The organism is Streptomyces massasporeus, assembly GCF_014648995.1.
GTDB classification, from domain to species: domain Bacteria; phylum Actinomycetota; class Actinomycetes; order Streptomycetales; family Streptomycetaceae; genus Streptomyces; species Streptomyces massasporeus.
The window spans coordinates 15,395-30,531 of the sequence record NZ_BMSE01000007.1 but is presented as its reverse complement, the minus strand read 5'-3'; the positions used below and the strand labels follow the sequence as shown (position 1 = coordinate 30,531).

Genomic DNA, 15,137 nt, shown 5'->3' with positions numbered 1-15,137 from the left:
CTTTCTTACCTGGTGGTCGAGAACACGAACGAGAACTCCGCCGGCTCCGCCTTCAGGAAGTACTGCGGCAGCGGACCCGGGCCGCAGGACTGCGAGCCGATGCCGTGCTGCCCGTGGTCGAGGTTGACCCACACCGTGTCGCCGGCCGTGAGGTCGGTGCGGTGCCGGGCCGCGTCCAGCTGCTCGGTCGTCCAGCGCCGCGCCGTGAACCAGAACTCCGGGTCACCCTCGATCCTGAGCCCGCCGAGCTCCACCCAGCGGACGTCGGCCCGGGCACCGTTCTCCTGCGGACGGACGTACGGCGTCTGCAGCCCGTCCACCGTCGACTGCCAGCGGCCGACCATGGACGCCTTGCCGGTGTCCGGGTACGCCTCGCCGGGACCGCCGCCGAACCACTCCACCCGGTCCGCCTCCGCCAGCCCGAAGCGGACACCGAGCCGGGGCAGCGGCACCGTCCAGTCGCCCTGAGGCGTCACGGACACGGTCAGCCGCAGCCGCTCGCCGTCGGACGTCCAGCGGTACACCGTGTCCAGACCCACCTCGCGGGCGGCGGGCGCCACCCGGGTCCGGACGGTCAGCGCGTCGTCGCCCGCCTCGACCGAGACCAGGCGGTGCCGCATCCGGTGCAGGCCGAGCGTGCGCCACAGCGTCCCGTAGCGGGTGTCGGTCTGCCACTCGGCGCCGTCGTCGTTGTCGGTCGGCGCCCGCCACACGTCCAGCCGCGGCGTCGCGCCGACCTCCACGTCGCCGATCGAGAGCAGCGCACCGGTGCGGGCGTCGAAATCGGCCGGGCCGAGGGTGATCCGGCCCCCGTCCGGCACGGGCCGGTCGGTCGCCGGGAAGGACGGCAGCGGCCGTGCCCCCACGGCGAACTGGCCCCAGGCCACCACGTGCCCCTTCGCGGCCCAGGACGTGTCGTCCGCGAGCAGCGCCCGCACCGTCCACTGCCGCTCGCCGCCCCGGCCGTCCACGGGCGGCTCCGGCAGCTTCACCTCGGCGCTCTCGCCCGGCGCGAGCGCCGGCACCGCGAGCGAGCCCGACTCGACGGTCTCCCCGTCCACCTGGCACGACCACTCGAAGGCCAGGGCCGACAGGTCCGCGAAGTCCTGCTTGTTGGTGACGTGCACGATGCCGTTGGCGCCTCCCCCAAGCTCTCGGCTTCGCTCGAGCAGGGGGGACCCCCAGCCCTCGATGCGGACCGGCTCGATGACCTTCTTGTACTCGATCAGGCCCGGCGACGGCGTCCGGTCCGGGAAGACCAGCCCGTCGCACACGAAGTTGCCGTCGTGCAGCTCCTCGCCGAAGTCACCGCCGTAGGCGTAGCCCAGCTCGGCGTGCCGGACGCCGTGGTCGATCCACTCCCAGACGAAGGCGCCCTGGAGCCGCTCGTACTTCTCGAACAGCTCCTGGTAGTCGGCGAGTCCGCCCGGGCCGTTGCCCATCGCGTGCGCGTACTCGCACTGGATGAAGGGCAGCTCGCGGCGCCTGTGCGTGCCGCCGTCGAGCTGCTGCCCGATCTTCTCGACCTCGTCGTGGAAGGCGTACATCCGCGAGTACACGTCCGTGTCGCGGCAGTTCCAGTCGCCCTCGTAGTGCACCAGCCGCTCGGGGTCGCGGCCGTGGATCCACTCGGCCATGGCGGTGAGCCCGCGGCCGGTGCCGGCCTCGTTGCCCAGCGACCAGAACACGATCGACGGGTGGTTCTTGTCCCGCTCGACCATGCGCGCCGCGCGGTCCAGCAGGGCCGGGGTCCAGCGGTCGTCGTCGACCGGGTTGTCCCGCCAGTCCTGCTCGGTGAAGCCGTGGGTCTCCAGGTCGCACTCGTCGATGACCCACAGCCCGTACTCGTCGCACAGGTCCAGGAAGGCCGGGTGCGGCGGGTAGTGCGAGGTGCGCACGGCGTTGAGGTTGTGCCGCTTCATCAGCAGCACGTCCTCGCGCATGGTCTCCAGGTCGAGCGCGCGGCCGTGCTCGGGGTGCCACTCGTGCCGGTTGACGCCCTTGAAGAGGACGGCCTTTCCGTTGACCTTGATCAGCCCGTCCTCGAGGACGACCGTACGGAAACCGATCCGCAGCGGCACCCGCTCCCCGTCCGTGACCAGCACACCGTCGTAGAGCTTCGGCGTCTCGGCGGTCCACGGCCGGACCGCGACCGTCACCGGCTCGCCGGTCGCGACATCGATGTCCAGGGCCGGCACGCTCACCCGGCCGTCGACGTCGGAGTCGACGCGCAGGGTGCCCTCACCGGTGGTGTGGTCGTAGGAGGCGTGCACGAAGAAGTCGCCGGCGCCGCCGGACGGACGGTGCAGCAGCGTCACGTCACGGAAGATGCCCGGCAGCCACCACTGGTCCTGGTCCTCCAGGTACGACCCCGCCGACCACTGGTGCACGCGCACGGCGAGCACGTTGGAGCCCGGCTTCAGCAACTCGCCGACCGTGAACTCGTGCGCGAGGCGGGAGCCCTTGAACTCGCCGAGCTCCGTGCCGTTCAGCCAGACGCGGGCGCAGGACTCGACCCCGTCGAAGCGCAGCACCGCCCCGCCGTCCGACGGCCAGTCGGACGGCAGATCGAAGACGCGCAGGTGGTCACCGGTGGGGTTCTCCGTCGGGACGTACGGCGGGTCCACCGGGAAGGGGTAGAGGTGGTTGGTGTAGATCGGGGAACCGAACGCCCCGTCGCCCTGGAGGACCCAGTGCCCGGGGACCGTGACCTCGGCCCAGTTCCCGGCGTCGTAGCCCTCCTCGGCGAACGAGTCGTCCTCGGCGCCGGCGGTGGCCGAGAGCCGGAAACGCCAGCTGCCGTTCAGCGACAGGGACCGCGCGTCCGAGGACGCGTACCAGGCGCGGGGCGGCAGGGCCCCGCTGCCCGGGGAGACGTCCTCGACGTAGTCGACGGATGGGGTCGTGCGGAAAGACATCGGTCTCCTAGCTCAGCCCTTGATGCCGGTCTGTGCGATCCCCTGCACCAGCCAGCGCTGGAGGAAGAGGAAGACGAAGATCAGGGGCAGGATCGAGATGGCGGTGGCCATGAAGATCAGGTGGTAGTTGACGGTCTGGTTCGTCATATACGACGACAGCGCCACCTGGACTGTCCAGGCACTCGGATCCTGTCCGATGACCAGGGGCCACAGGAAGGCGTTCCAGCCGTTGATGAAGGTGATCGTGGCGATGGCCGCGAAGAAGTTCAGCGAGTTCGGTACGACGATCCGCCAGTACGCGCCCCAGTAGCCGAGCCCGTCCACCCGCGCCGCCTCCTCGAGCTCCTTCGGGAACCCCAGGAAGTACTGCCGGAACAGGAAGCAGGTGAAACCACTGAAGAGGCCCGGGATGATCAGACCCCGGTAACTGTCGACCCAGCCGAGGGACGAGACCAGCACGAAGCTCGGCACGAAAGTGACGGCCGTGGGAACCATCAGGGTCACCAGGACGGCGTAGAACACCTTGTTGGCGTGCTTGTACGGGATGCGGGCGAGACCGTATCCGGCCATCGAGCAGATCAGCAGGATGCCCGCCGTGTGGAGGACGGCGACGACCACGGAGTTCCACAGGGACTGCGCGAAGTCGACGGTGACGTCGTCGAACGGCTCGGTGATGTTGCCCCACTGGATGGACGTGGGGAACCACTTCCAGGTCTCGCCCGTGATCTCCGGGTCCGTCATCAGCGCGTTGCGGACGATCAGGTAGAAGGGGATCAGGAAGAGGAGGGCGGCGACGCCGGTCGCGATGTACAGACCGGTGCTGCCCATGACGCCGCCGCCGCGCTTGGCCTTGGCCGGCTTCGTCGCCTTGGTGATGTCGGGTGCCGTGGTGGTCACTTGGACTCCTCACCCCTTCCGAAGCCCATGATCTTGCCCTGGAGCAGGGTGACGACGCAGATGAGCAGGGTCAGTACGACCGCGCCCGCGCTGCCCGCGCCGTAGTTCTGGTTCTGGCCGAGGGCCATCTTGTAGAGCTCGACGAGCGGGGGCTGGCCCCAGGTGGCCTTGCCGAGCAGGTTGAAGAACTCGTCGAAGGCCTGGTACGCGGCGACCAGCAGGAGCAGGATCACCGCGGTGGAGGTGGCCCTGAGCTGGGGCAGGGTGATGTGCCGGAAGGTCTGCCAGCCCGGCTTGGCGCCGTCGATGGAGGCGGCCTCGTACAGCTCCCGCGGGATGTTCTGCAGCGCCGCGATGAACAGGATCATGTAGAAGCCCGACTGGAGCCAGAGGCGGACGGTCACGATGACCAGCCAGTACCAGGGCGGGTCGGGGTTGGCCAGCCAGGCGATGTTGTCGACGCCGAACCAGCCGAGGACGGTGTTGGCCAGACCGAAGCGGACGCCGTTGAAGATGGACATCTTCCAGATCAGCGCGGCGGCGACGTAGCTGACCGCGGTCGGCAGGAAGAACACCGACCGGAAGAACGCCCGCATGAACCGCAGCCGGTTGACCAGCAACGCCAGGCCCAGCGAGAGGGCCCAGGTGGCGGGCACGATGAACGCGGCGAACACGGTGAACGTGACCAGCGAGTTCCGGAAGTTCGTGTCCGTGAGGATCTGCTTGTAGTTGTCGAAGCCGACGAACTCGCTCGGCGTGACGGTGAAGCGTGCCTCGAAGAAGCTGAGCCAGATGCTCCAGCCGATCGGCACGAAGACGAAGATCACCAGGCCGATCAGGAACGGCCCGGTGAAGAGCCAGAAGTTGAAGGTGCTGCTCGCCCTCAGGCCCCGCCGCGGCCGAGGCCGGGAGACCTTGGCCGGGGCGGGCTGGGCGACCCCGCGCGTGGTGGTGGTCGACATGTCGAGATCCGTCCGGTGGTCTATCCGAAGAGCTTCTTGAGTTCGGCGTTGACCTTCTTCTCGCAGGCGTCGAGCTGGGCCTTCGGGTCACCGTCCTTGCGGATGGTGTTGGCGATCACGTCCCAGAACGCGGCGATCATGGCCTGCGTCCAGCCGATGTTGTCGAAGTGACCGAACTCGTTGAAGAGCTTGACGCCCTCGGCCGGCAGGCCGGACTTCAGCTTGCTCGCGGACTGGGCGAGCGAGGTGCGCGGCGGGATGTGGAAGCCGTAGGAGGTGGCGAAGTCCTCCTGGTACTTCTTCTGGTCGATCCACAGCCACTTCACGTATTCCTTGGCCGCCTCGACGTTCTTGCTCTTGGCGTTGACGAACATCGACCAGCCGCCGTTGTAGACCGACTGCCTGCCGGCCGAACCGACCTTCGGGAAGGGGAAGATGCCGATGTCGTCGCCGAGCGCCTTCTGCATGGCCGGCATGGCCCACATGCCGCACCACTGGATCGCCGTCAGGCCCTGGATGAAGGCCGAGGGATCCCACGAGTCGGCGGGGGCGTCGAGAAGCAGGTTGCCGCTGGTGAACAGGCCACGCAGCTGCTTGAGACCCTCGGCGACGGCGTCGGTGTTGAAGGCGGGCTTGTTGTCCGCGGTGAGCGTGTCGGCGCCGGCCGACCAGATCAGCGGGCGGTCGATCGAGGTCAGGTCGTTGCCGAGGAAGATGCCCTTGACCTTGCTGGTGGTCAGCTTGTCGGCGGCCTCGATCAGCTCTTCCAGCGTGGTCGGCACCTCGACTCCGGCCTTCTTGAACAGCGAGGGCCGGTAGAAGAGGAACTGCGGGTCGTCGATCATCCGGACGCCGTATATCTTGCCGTCGACCGTGTGCGACTTGATGTCGGCCTGGTTGAAGTCGTCCTTGACCGGCTCGATGATGTCGGTCAGGTCCGCCACCTGGCCGCTCTTGACGAGCTGGATCTGCGGGTGGAACTCGAAGACGTCCGGCGCGTTCTTGGTGAGCAGCGCGGCGAAGAGCTTCTGCTCGTAGTTGTTGCCGGTGATCCACTGCGTGGTGACGTCGGCGTCCTTGTAGTCCTTCGCGTACCGCTTCACGGCCTGCTCGACGCCGGCCTCGCCGTACGCGTGGAAGTACTGGACCAGGCCGTCGCCCGAACCTCCGCTGCCCCGTCCGGTGTTGCTGCCGCACGCGGCGAGTCCGCCGGCGGCGGCCAGGCCCATCGCGGCCCGCAGTACGTTTCGGCGGTCCCAGTTCATGTTGCTCGATGCCGACATGCTGACGTCCTTGTCTCGAGTGCGGCTGCGGCTCTGCGGCTCACTGCCTGATGGCTCACGGCCCGGGGGCTCGCGCCAGATGGCTCAAAGAGAGGTGCGGTGCGGGACGCTAGAGCTTCGGCTAAGGCTTCGGCAAGGGGTTGGACGAAGTCTGTACGAAGCGTTGTGTCCGGTTCGTGATTTCGAACGCGTGGGGGGTGCGGAGGAGTTGGTTCCGCCGCTACGAAGGTGTGGTGGTACGGCTCCTCATGGGGGCGGCGCGTTTGCCGTTCTTCTGCCCGACGGTCTGGAGGGCGCCTTCGAGCGCGAACGTGGCCGCGCCCAGGCACACCGGGTCGGTGGGGATCGGGGAGAGGACGACTTCGGTGGCGGCCAGCGGCCGTGGCAGCGCGTGCCGGGTCACGGCCTCGCGCACCTCGTGCAGCAGCGGCTCGCCCAGGGTGCGGGCGACCCAGCTGCTCAGCACGACGATCTCGGGGTTGAACAGGTTGACCAGGTCCGCGACGCCGGCGCCCAGGTAGCGGGCGGTCTCGTGGACGACCCGGCGCGCCACGGGGTCGTCCGCCGCGACCCCGCGGGCCAGGGCGTCGATGGTCGCCGTCTGGTCCTCGTCGTGCAACAGCGGGCTGTCGGGGCTGAGTTCGCGCAGGTTCAGCATGATGCCGCGCGCGCCGACGTACGCCTCGACACAGCCGTGGTCGCCGCACCGGCACAGTCGTCCGTCCAGCACCATCGTGGTGTGGCCCCACTCGCCGGCGCTGTTGCTGACCCCACGGTGCAGTCCGCCGCCCAGGACGAGACCGGCGCCCACGCCGGTGCCGAGGTTGACCACCACGGCGTTCCCGTGCCCACGCGCGGCCCCGAACCACAGCTCGGCGACCGCGCTGGCGCGCAGCGGGTTGTCCAGGTACAGCGGGTAGGCGATGTGCTCGGTGAGCAGCTCGAGGAGCGGTACGTCGTGCCAGTCCCAGTTGGGCGCGTACTCCGAGGTGCCGGTCGCGCGGTCCACCTGCCCCGGCACGCTGACGCCGACCCCGAGCACCCGGGCGCCCTCGATGCCGGCCTGGGTGACCACCGAGCCGACGGCGGTGGCCACATGGCCCACCACCTGCTCGGGCAGGCTCTCGCTGGGCCGGACGTCCTCCTCGGCGCGGGCCAGCACGTTCAGCCCGAGGTCGAACAGCTCGACGTGGACGTACGTCTCGGCGATGTCGACGCCGATCAGCGCGCCGCCCGAGCTGTTGACCGCGACCAGGCCCCGGGGGCGGCCGCCCGCCGAGTCCTCGAAGCCGACCTCGGTGATCATGCGGAGGTCGAGCAGCTCGCCGACGAGGGTGGCGACCGTGGCGAGACTGAGGCCGGTGGCCGCAGCCAGCTCCTGCCGGGACGTGGGTGACTCCGCGATGATCTGGCGCAGCACCTCGTAGCGGTTCGCGGTGCGGATGTCACGTGATGTGCGCTTCACCGGGGTGCCCCATTCCTTCCCAGACCGGCCGGGCCGGTTCGACGTCGGCACCGGCGCGGCGCAAGGCTATGGTCTGCCGGGACTTTCGACAAGGGGTTTGGAAAGGGGCTTTATAAAGTGCCCGCCTGCTGAGGGCCGGTGGTGGCCGGGTGTGGCCTGCCCATGATGCCTCAGTGCGGGTGTGTCAGTCCCCGGTGGCTCGGTCCGCGTCCTCGGCGGGGGTGCCCGTGGGGGGCGCCGCCGCCTCGCCGGGACTGCTCGCGCCGGCGACCGCGGCGGCCAGCTGTCGCTGCACCTGCTCCGGCAGCGTCGTGCCGCGCACGGTGCCCACCAAGTCCTGGGCCAGGTGGTGCAGCTTGGTGTTGGTGTTCTGGGAGGTCCTGACCAGGACGCTCCAGGCCGCCTCGGGGCTCAGGCTGAAGGAGGCCATCAGGATGCCGCGGGCCAGGTCGATGGTGGGCCGGGTCTGCATGGCGCGGCGCAGCTGGGTGACTTCGGCGCGGAGGTCCTGGCCGTCCTCGTCCGGCGGGTCCGAGGCGGGCGCGGCCGGGGGCGGGGCGCTCTCGGGCCGGCCGGAATCCGCGAACAGCTCCCGCGCGCCGGTCAGGTCGAGCAGGCGCTCGACCGCGATGCCACAGGACTGGATGGTGACCGTCTTGCCCTCGTCGGCAGCGCGGGTGCGCAGATCCAGCAGCGCGTTGAGGCCGGAGCAGTCGCAGAAGCCGACCGCGTCCAGGCGCAGGTCGAGGCCGGTGCCGGACAGGGTGAGCATGTCGTACAGCTCGGGGAGCAACCGCCGGCTGCCCAGGTCCAGCTCGCCCCACATGGTCACGGTCATGCGGTCGCCGTCCGGGACGACGTCCATGGTCGCCATGCAGGGCGGGATCGCCGCCGGCGCACTGTCGACCGCCGTGGGTGCGGCGTGTTCCTGTGGGTGAGACCGCGCAGAGTACGCAGGCTCCGGCATGGCCCTGTTCTCCCTTGCTCCGTTCGCCTTGCCTCCGCTTCCAGCGTTGCCTCTCTACCCCACACCCGTCAACCGATACATGAAACGAAGTACGTGTTTTTGGGTGCGTGAATGTTCTGTCGCTAGAGTTGGGGCATGGATGGAGTGCCCGAGCCACACACCGGATGGACGTTCCTCACCAACCATGCCCGCGTGCTGGCCGCCATTGCCGACAATCACAGTGCTCGGATCCGGGACATCGCGGCCCACTGCCGGCTCACGGAGCGAGCCGTGCAGAAGATCATCGCCGACCTGGAGCAGGACGGATACCTCTCCCACACCCGGGAGGGGCGCACCAACACGTACCGGATCGACCCCGGCAAGGTGCTGCGCCACCCGGCCGAGGCGGGCCTGACCGTGGCTGCCCTGATGTCCCTGCTCGTCAAGGACGAGGCGGCCCGCGTCACGACCTCCGCGACCCGGGGCCTCCCGCGCGCGGCGACCTGACCGGCGGGGCACGCGGGCAGTCCCTGCCCCGGCGCATGCATTCCCCGGCACGGGTGTGGGCGGCCCCTGGTCCCGTGCGGGCGGTTGCCGTCCCGGCTCGGGCAGTCCTGCCTCTGGTGCGTGGTTCCGGCTTCGGTGTGGGTGTTTCCCGGCACGGGTGTGGGCGGCCCCTGGTCCCGTGCGGGCGGTTGCCGCTCCGGCTCGGGCAGTCCTGCCTCCGGTGTGTGGTCCCGGCTTCGGTGTGGGTGTTTCCCGGCGCGGGTGTGGGCGGCCCCTGGTCCCGTGCGGGCGGTTGCCGTCCCGGCTCGGGCAGTCCTGCCTCCGGTGTGTGGTTCCGGCTTCGGTGTGGGTGTTTCCCGGCGCGGGTGTGGGCGGCCCCTGGTCCCGTGCGGGCAGTCGCCGCCCCGGCTCGGGCTGCCCCCGCCCCATTGCGGGCAGCACCTGCCCTCAGCGAGGGCGACTCCCGCCCCCCTTGGTGCGGGCAGTCCCCGCTCTCAGTGCGGCAGCAGCCCCCGCCCCCTCTCGCGTACGCCTACGCTTCCGTCCCCGCCAGCACCCCTCGTACGAAGGCGTTGGCGAACTTGCCCCGCGGGTCCAGCTCCTGTGTCAGCGACCGGAAGTCGCCGAGTCGCGGGTACAGCCCGGCCAGGGCGGTCGCGGGCACGGTGAACACCTTCCCCCAGTGCGGGCGCGCCCCGAAGGGCTCCAGCGCCTCCTCGACCCGCCGGACCACCGGCAGTACCGCCTCCGTGTCCTCGACCCACGTGAAGTGCGCCGCGACGGTGTCCCGGCCGTGGGAGGGGCTGAGCCACTGGTCGTCACCGGCGACCGTGCGCACCTCGCAGGTCTGCAGGACGGGCGCGATGGTTTCCCGGATCGCGTCGAGCGCGTGCAGCATCTCCACCGCGTGCCCGCGCGGCAGCAGGTACTCCGACTGCAGCTCCGCCCCGCTGCTCGGGACGAACTCCGCCCGGAAGTGCGGCAGTCGCTGGTGCCACGGCCCCGGCACGCCGAACTGCTCGGTGCAGTTGACCGCAGGCATGCCCGGTACCGGGTGCATCTTCTCCGTGGCGGGAGCGGCCCAGGGGAAGGCGGGCAGCGGCTGGTCGGTGCGCCGCTTGAGCCACACCTGCCGGAAGCCCGGCTCACGCCAGTCGGTGAACAGACTGACGCTGTACCCCGTGGCCATCACCGTCTCGAACACCCCGGAGTCCAAGCCCTCCAGCGGCAGTTCGGTGAACACGTGCTGCTCGACCTCGTAGGCCGGCTCCAGGTCCAGGGTGAGTGCGGTGACGACCCCCAGCGCGCCGAGTGACGTGACGGCCCCGCCGAACCGCTCCTCTCCTCGCCCTATGGTCAGCGCCGAGCCGTCCGCCGTGACCAGCTCCACCTCGCGCACGGACACCGACAGCGGCCCGTTGAGCACCCCCGAACCGTGGGTACCGGTCGCCACCGACCCGGCCACCGAGATGTGCGGCAGGGACGCCATGTTGTGCAGCGCGAGCCCCTGCCCGTGCACCCGGCGGGCCAGTTCCGCGTAGCGCACGCCGCCGCCGACCCGGACCGTGCGGGCCGCCGTGTCGACGTCCACCTCCGGGGGCAGGTCGGCCAGCGACAGCAGGACGCCCTCGGGGCCCGGTTCGGCGATCTCGTTGAACGAGTGCCCGCTGCCCAGCACCCGCACCCGGTCGCCGTCCGCGACGAGCGCCCGCAGCGCGGTGAGCGACCCGGGCCGGTGCAGTTCCTTGGCCGCGTAGGTGATGTTGCCCGCCCAGTTGGTCACGGTCCCGTTCATCGCGTCGTCCTTCCCCGAGACAGCGGGGACCGGGAAGCCCCCGGCCGGAACCTACCCCGGCCCGATGTCCGTTGCCGCCGCCGCCCGGCCGGGCCTACCGTGGAGAGGTTGTAGAGAGCGGTTTCTATCTCCTCAGCCTCCCCATGTGCCGCCGAGCCGGAAGGTCACCTCCTTGAGTCAGCGCCCCCAGGCACTGTTCGCCATGACCGCAGAGAACGTGCCGCAGGTCTTCCCGCCCGAGGTGCTGGCACGCCTGCGCACGTCCGTGGACATCGATCCGGACCTCGTGGCCGAGGACTTCACCGACCCGCGCGTCCTCGACGCGCTGGCCCGGACCGAGATCCTGGTGACCGGCTGGGGCTGCCCCCGGCTCGACGAGACGGTTCTCGCCGCCGCTCCCCGGCTGCGGGCGGTGCTGCACTCGGCCGGCTCCGTGAAGTCCTTCGCCACCCCCGGCATCAGGGAGCGCGGCATCGCCGTCTCCTCGGCGGCCGTCGCCAACGCACTGCCGGTCGCCGAGTACACCCTCGCCATGATCCTGCTCGCCGGGAAGGACGTCCTCGCCGCCCGCGACCGGATGCGCACGGCCCGAACCTCCACCGGCTGGGGCGTCATCCCCGGCATCGGCAACCACGGCCGCCGGGTCGGCGTCATCGGCGCCTCCCGCATCGGCCGCCGCGTCCTGCAACTGCTGCGCCCCTTCGACCTGCGGCCGGTCCTCGCCGACCCGTACGTCGACGAACGGCAGGCCGCGGCGCTCGGCGTCCCCCTGCTGCCCCTGGATGAACTGCTGCGCACGTCCGACGTCGTCACCGTCCACGCCCCCGAGACGCCCGAGACGCACCACATGATCGGCCGCCGCGAGCTGGCCCTGATGCCCGACGGCGCCGTGCTGATCAACACCGCGCGCGGCCCGCTCGTCGACCACGACGCCCTGGTGGCGGAACTGCGCGCCGGGCGCCTGACCGCGATCCTCGACGTCACCGACCCGGAGCCGCTCCCCGCAGACTCCCCGCTCTACGACCTTCCCGGCGCGTTCGTCACCCCGCACCTCGCGGGCTCCCAGGGCAACGAGCTGGCACGGCTCGGCCTGGCGGTCGCGGAAGAGGCGGAGCGGCTGCTGGCCGGGGAGGAGCCGGCGTACGCGGTCGACTGGGCGGCGCTGGCCCGCGAAGCCTGACAGCACCCGGCAATACGCCACGAACGGGGCATTCTCCCGTCTCGGGGGGACCCGGTACCCGCCCCGCACACCCATGGGCATACCGTGAGGAGTCGTACGTCCGAACCGGGAGGAGACACGGGATGGGCAGCCGAACCGCGCTGGTCGAGGATCTGATGGAGCGGTTCCCGCACGTGCCGCGGGAAGCCGTCTTCAAGGAGGACCTGCTCCGCGGCGGCGTCGCCTTCGACCCGTCCGCGCTCAGCGACAACGAGGGCGGCGAGGTCAAGCCGAAGTCGTACTTCATCTTCTCCTTCGACCACGGCACCCTGCCCGAGCTGGGCGAGGCGGCGCTGCGCCGGCCGCCCGAGGAGATCATCCTCACCGGCGGCCCCTACGACCTGCGCCGCACCGTCGTCTCGGTCCGGGTGAACCCGTCCTCGCCGTACCGCGTCGCGGCGAACGACGACGGCGTGCTCGGCCTGTACCTCGACGGCAAGAGGATCTCCGACGTCGGGGTGCCGCCGATGCCCGAGTACTACCGGCACACCCTCGCCAACGGGAAGTCGGTCATGGAGGTCGCCCCGACCATCCAGTGGGGCTACCTGATCTACCTGACCGCGTTCCGCGTGTGCCAGTACTTCGGTGCCAAGGAGGAGTGCCAGTACTGCGACATCAACCACAACTGGCGCCAGCACAAGGCGGCGGGCCGCCCGTACACGGGCGTGAAGGACGTCGACGAGGTCCTCGAGGCGCTCGAGATCATCAACAGGTACGACACCGCGAAGGTGTCCACCGCGTACACGCTCACCGGTGGAGCGATCACGTCGAAGGTCCAGGGCCTGGACGAGGCGGACTTCTACGGGCGGTACGCCAAGGCCATCGAGGAGCACTTCCCGGGCCGCTGGATCGGCAAGGTCGTCGCCCAGGCCCTCCCGCGCGACGACGTCCAGCGGTTCAAGGACTACGGCGTGCAGATCTACCACCCCAACTACGAGGTCTGGGACGAGTACCTCTTCAAGATGTTCTGCCCGGGCAAGGAGCGGTACGTCGGCCGCGACGTGTGGCACAAGCGCATCCTGGACTCGGCCGAGGTGTTCGGGGCGCGCAACGTCATTCCCAACTTCGTGGCGGGCGTGGAGATGGCCGAGCCCTTCGGTTTCAAGACGGTCGACGAGGCCATCGACTCCACCACCGAGGGCCTGCGGTTCTTCATGTCGCACGGCATCACGCCCCGCTTCACCACCTGGTGCCCGGAGCCCACGACGCCGCTCGGCAAGGCCAACCCGCAGGGCGCGCCGCTGGAGTACCACATCCGCCTGCTCCAGGCCTACCGGCAGACCATGGAGGACTTCGGCCTCTCCTCGCCTCCCGGCTACGGCCCGCCCGGCGCCGGCAACGCGGTCTTCTCGGTCAGCTCCTTCATGGACAGCCTCCCGGCCGACGAACCCACCGCCGTTTGATAACACTTCGATGACGTCGTGCCTTTTCGCGGCACGGCATTGAGTCGCCTGGCGGCCGCACCCGTATGACACTCCGAGCGTGGAGTCATGGGGTGCGGCCGTCCTGTCGTGATATCTGAACAGGGCGCTTGTCAGTTGTGTGGGAGGCGTGAAAAGCTCTCCCCCTGCCGCGAGGTTCCCCCCAACTCCAATGCCGATGTGGTGAGTTGACCTCGCTTGTGGATGCAGGAGACTCATGCCCGACCTGCCGACCCCTCAGGACGCCACCGAGGCCGCGCTGTTCTCCGAGTGCTGGGACGCCGTCCTCGCCTACGCGGACCTGTGCACCTCCGGTTCCACGGCCGCCGCGCAACTCGGCCGCGAGGCGTTCGCACACGGCATACGCGAGGCCCGCGCCGCCGGCACCGGCCCGGTCCGCGGCACCGCCCGCCGCCCGGCCCGGCTGCCCCGCATACCCCTGCTGCTGACCTCCGTACGCACCACGGCAGCGGCCTGGGAGGAGCAGGGGCAGGGCCACAAACTCGACCCCGACCTGCGCCTGTGGCTCAACTCGGACAAGGCCGCCCGCTACACCGGCCCGCCCCTGCAGCGCCCGCTCGCGCTGCGCGGCCTGCGCGATCTGCAGCAGGCGGACGCGGAACTGCTGTGGTTCACCGAGGTGGAGGCGCTGCCGCTGTCCCTGGTCGCCCGCCGTCTCGGCCTCGACCCGGCCGGCGCCGCCGAGGAACTCCAGCAGGTGCGCACCCTGTTCCGGGACCGCTGCCACCGCAACCACCTCGACACACCGATGGACGCACAGTGCCGCAGCTACGCCCGGCTGCTGGACGCCGTCACCCGCTCCTCCGCCGCCGAGACCCCCGGCGACCTCTCCCGGCACCTCGCCACCTGCGTGCAGTGCGCCGAGGCCGCCGCCTGCCTGCGCCTGCACGGCGGCTCCCTGCCCGGGGCGCTGGCCGGCGGGGTGATCGGCTGGGGCGGCCTCGCCTACCTGGAGCGCCGCCGCCGCGCCGCCGAGGTGCGGCTCGGCGCGGGCCGCCCCGGCTCGGCGGACCAGGCGGCCGGTGAACCGGAGGACGGCGAGCAGAAGGCGCGCGTCGCCCGCAACGGCCTCCTCGTCGCCGCGGTCCTGGTGTCCGTACTGGCCCTCGGCGTCTCACTGATGCCCTTCGGCGGCGCAGGCGACGACCTCGGCGCGCCCGGCGGCGCCGACCGCCAGCCGGTGGCCGATCCCGCTCCGCCCCTGCCGTCCGCCCCGTCCCTGCCGCCGGCCACCTCCAAGCCGGCCGAACGGACCACCCAGGGCACGAAGCAGCCGGAGAAGCCCGGCAAACCGGAGGACAGGAACCGCCACACCGAACCGCAGGGCACCTCCTCGCCCACCGACCGCACCGATCCGGACGAGACCGGGGACCCCGTCTGCCGGGTCGAGTACGACCTGGTCAACCAGTGGCCCGACGGCTTCCAGGCCACCGTGACCGTCACCAGCGCCGAATCCCTCGACTCCTGGCGCGTCGCCTGGTCCTTCCGGGACGGCCAGAAGGTCGGCCAGATGTGGGACGCCTCCGTCTCCCAGGACGGCTCCCGCGTCACCGCCACCGCCGCCGACTACAACAAGTCGGTCCCCGCCGGCGGCGACCTGGCCTTCGGTTTCCTCGCCTCCTGGCACGGCAAGAACTCCCCGCCGTACGACTTCGAGGTGAACGGGCACGCCTGCGCGATGGGCAGTTGACGCACCATCTGTC

Annotated in this window: 11 protein-coding genes; 4 read left to right on the top strand and 7 right to left on the bottom strand. The window is 70.6% G+C overall.

Going from position 1 to position 15,137, the window contains the following annotated elements; genetic code table 11:
* Positions 1–5 precede the first annotated feature (5 nt).
* From IE153_RS17560 to IE153_RS17535, 6 genes are all read right to left on the bottom strand, one after another.
* Entirely contained in the window at positions 6–2,918 is a 2,913-nt protein-coding gene (locus IE153_RS17560) for a glycoside hydrolase family 2 TIM barrel-domain containing protein (protein WP_189590622.1), read from the bottom strand.
* Between the two features lie 12 nt (positions 2,919–2,930).
* Complete coding sequence (locus IE153_RS17555) at positions 2,931–3,815, bottom strand: carbohydrate ABC transporter permease (protein WP_142158138.1); 885 nt, start codon at positions 3,813–3,815, stop codon at positions 2,931–2,933.
* On the bottom strand, positions 3,812–4,777 hold the full coding sequence (locus IE153_RS17550; protein ID WP_189590621.1) for a carbohydrate ABC transporter permease: 966 nt from the start codon (positions 4,775–4,777) through the stop codon (positions 3,812–3,814). Before IE153_RS17550 ends, IE153_RS17555 begins: the two co-directional genes overlap by 4 nt.
* Positions 4,778–4,797: 20 nt before the next feature.
* Positions 4,798–6,060 (bottom strand): ABC transporter substrate-binding protein, encoded by a 1,263-nt coding sequence (locus IE153_RS17545; RefSeq protein ID WP_189590620.1) that lies wholly within the window; start codon positions 6,058–6,060, stop codon positions 4,798–4,800.
* Positions 6,061–6,280: 220 nt separating this feature from the next.
* Positions 6,281–7,525, bottom strand: a complete 1,245-nt coding sequence (locus IE153_RS17540) for an ROK family transcriptional regulator (RefSeq protein ID WP_189590619.1) — start codon at positions 7,523–7,525, stop codon at positions 6,281–6,283.
* Between the two features lie 184 nt (positions 7,526–7,709).
* A complete protein-coding gene (locus IE153_RS17535) occupies positions 7,710–8,399 on the bottom strand; it encodes an ANTAR domain-containing protein (RefSeq protein ID WP_229829030.1) in 690 nt (229 codons plus the stop codon).
* A gap of 228 nt (positions 8,400–8,627) precedes the next feature.
* On the opposite strand from IE153_RS17535, the gene IE153_RS17530 reads away from it, so the two are divergent.
* Positions 8,628–8,978: a helix-turn-helix transcriptional regulator gene (locus IE153_RS17530; protein WP_189590617.1), complete on the top strand. Its 351-nt coding sequence runs from the start codon at positions 8,628–8,630 to the stop codon at positions 8,976–8,978.
* Between the two features lie 532 nt (positions 8,979–9,510).
* Here IE153_RS17530 and IE153_RS17525 read toward each other — a convergent pair.
* Complete coding sequence (locus tag IE153_RS17525; protein WP_189590616.1) at positions 9,511–10,773, bottom strand: D-arabinono-1,4-lactone oxidase; 1,263 nt, start codon at positions 10,771–10,773, stop codon at positions 9,511–9,513.
* Between the two features lie 172 nt (positions 10,774–10,945).
* Here IE153_RS17525 and IE153_RS17520 point away from each other — a divergent pair, with 172 nt between their 5' ends.
* The 3 genes from IE153_RS17520 to IE153_RS17510 all read left to right on the top strand — a co-directional run bounded on the left by IE153_RS17520 (position 10,946) and on the right by IE153_RS17510 (position 15,124).
* Positions 10,946–11,953 (top strand): hydroxyacid dehydrogenase, encoded by a 1,008-nt coding sequence (locus tag IE153_RS17520; RefSeq protein WP_189590615.1) that lies wholly within the window; start codon positions 10,946–10,948, stop codon positions 11,951–11,953.
* Positions 11,954–12,075: 122 nt separating this feature from the next.
* The gene (locus tag IE153_RS17515) at positions 12,076–13,395 is read left to right on the top strand and encodes a radical SAM protein (RefSeq protein WP_031108437.1); all 1,320 of its coding nucleotides are present in this window, start codon (positions 12,076–12,078) and stop codon (positions 13,393–13,395) included.
* Positions 13,396–13,630: 235 nt separating this feature from the next.
* On the top strand, positions 13,631–15,124 hold the full coding sequence (locus IE153_RS17510) for a cellulose-binding domain-containing protein (RefSeq protein ID WP_189590614.1): 1,494 nt from the start codon (positions 13,631–13,633) through the stop codon (positions 15,122–15,124).
* Positions 15,125–15,137: the final 13 nt, after the last annotated feature.

What these genes read in the sequence shown, in the direction of transcription:
- IE153_RS17550 (WP_189590621.1), bottom strand. Translation starts at nt 4,777, where the DNA reads ATGTCGACCACCACCACGCGCGGGGTCGCCCAGCCCGCCCCGGCCAAG.
- IE153_RS17530 (WP_189590617.1), top strand. Translation starts at nt 8,628, where the DNA reads ATGGATGGAGTGCCCGAGCCACACACCGGATGGACGTTCCTCACCAAC.
- IE153_RS17545 (WP_189590620.1), bottom strand. Translation starts at nt 6,060, where the DNA reads ATGTCGGCATCGAGCAACATGAACTGGGACCGCCGAAACGTACTGCGG.
- IE153_RS17560 (WP_189590622.1), bottom strand. Translation starts at nt 2,918, where the DNA reads ATGTCTTTCCGCACGACCCCATCCGTCGACTACGTCGAGGACGTCTCC.
- IE153_RS17515 (WP_031108437.1), top strand. Translation starts at nt 12,076, where the DNA reads ATGGGCAGCCGAACCGCGCTGGTCGAGGATCTGATGGAGCGGTTCCCG.
- IE153_RS17525 (WP_189590616.1), bottom strand. Translation starts at nt 10,773, where the DNA reads ATGAACGGGACCGTGACCAACTGGGCGGGCAACATCACCTACGCGGCC.
- IE153_RS17510 (WP_189590614.1), top strand. Translation starts at nt 13,631, where the DNA reads ATGCCCGACCTGCCGACCCCTCAGGACGCCACCGAGGCCGCGCTGTTC.
- IE153_RS17535 (WP_229829030.1), bottom strand. Translation starts at nt 8,399, where the DNA reads ATGGCGACCATGGACGTCGTCCCGGACGGCGACCGCATGACCGTGACC.